A 1,325-nucleotide genomic window follows, 5' to 3' on the forward strand; every position below is an offset into this window, starting at 1 on the left:
TAAGCATATAAACAACTCCTAAACGTTCGTTTCTAATACCTCTTGAAACTTCAAAAGTTAATTACTTTTTAAAAAGATTTTTCTATAAATTATAAAGAGCATTCTTCTCCTTTTTTTACTTATACATTTTTATGTAATCCTGCTTCGAGGTGTTTGTATTCTGCTAAAAGAGCTTCCCAAATCTTTGTTCGTTCATACCTATCTTTAATTACTTGACGGGAATTTTCTCCCAAGGTATATCGAAAGTTTTTATTAAAAAATATCTCGTTCATTGCTTTATACAAAGCTTCAGTATGACGCACAGGTATTATAATTCCATTGGTGCCTTCTTCAATTATTTCGTTCGAACCATTTATATCAGTAACAATAGAAGGTAAGCCCATTGCTCCAGCTTGCAATACCACATTAGGGAAGCCTTCACGATAACTGGGAAATAACAGAACATTACTAATTGAAAAATAGGGACGTACGTCTGGCTGAAAGCCTACGCTCAAGATATTAGCGTTGTTCTGGATTTCCTTAAGAGTTTCAGGTTTTAAGGGGTCGAGTTGAGATTCAAAAGGGCCGACCAAAAGAAGCTTTACCACATCCTTTTTATTCGTTTTGTTTTTCTCGATAAGAGAATCAAGCTTTACAAAAGCAGCAATTAATTCATTAATGCCTTTATCCCCAACGAGACGGCCTACAAAAACAAAAACAAAATCTTTTGCTTTAATTCCGAGGTTATGACAGAGAGCACTTTTTTCCTCTTTGGGAATAGCATAAGGACTAAAGTAGGAAATATCAACACCGTTAACATTACCATTCGCCAAGATCTTTAATGGTTTTTTAGTAATTTCATACTGGATTAAATCACGCTTTACCCCTTCTCCCTCAGGATAAACATTGGTCGCAAAAAAGCATAAACATCTATCCATAAAGATTAATAATCTCTTTAACAGGCCGGTCTTAGAAGGAAAGATTAGACCGGTAAAGGTATGCATTCGTATAGGCACTCTTGCAAAATAACCTGCAGCCATACTTAACAATCCGGCTTTTGGCGTAATGGAATGAATAATTTGTGGTTTTTCTTTCCTAAAACATTTATATAACTGCCAAAATGATTTCAAATCCTGAAGGATACTAATACCACGTTCCATTTTTATTTCAATGGTGCGAACTCCTTCTCTTATACCTACTTCCTCTAGATCTTTTCCCTTCCCAGAAATTGCTGACACAGCATAATATTGGCTTAAAAAGGAAAGTTGTCCCCTCAGTAACAAATTTAAGGATAATGGAATAGTTGTTATGCGGATCAGTTTATGCATAAATTTATCATTTAAATA

The 1,325-nt window shown here is 34.6% G+C and carries 1 protein-coding gene; it reads right to left on the reverse strand.

What is annotated here, in order from left to right:
* Positions 1-119 precede the first annotated feature (119 nt).
* Positions 120-1,307, reverse strand: a complete 1,188-nt coding sequence (locus RM545_RS17410; protein WP_311496557.1) for a glycosyltransferase family 4 protein — start codon at positions 1,305-1,307, stop codon at positions 120-122.
* Positions 1,308-1,325 lie beyond the last annotated feature (18 nt).

It is taken from the genome of Autumnicola lenta (assembly GCF_031846515.1).
Taxonomy (GTDB): Bacteria; Bacteroidota; Bacteroidia; order Flavobacteriales; family Flavobacteriaceae; genus Autumnicola; species Autumnicola lenta.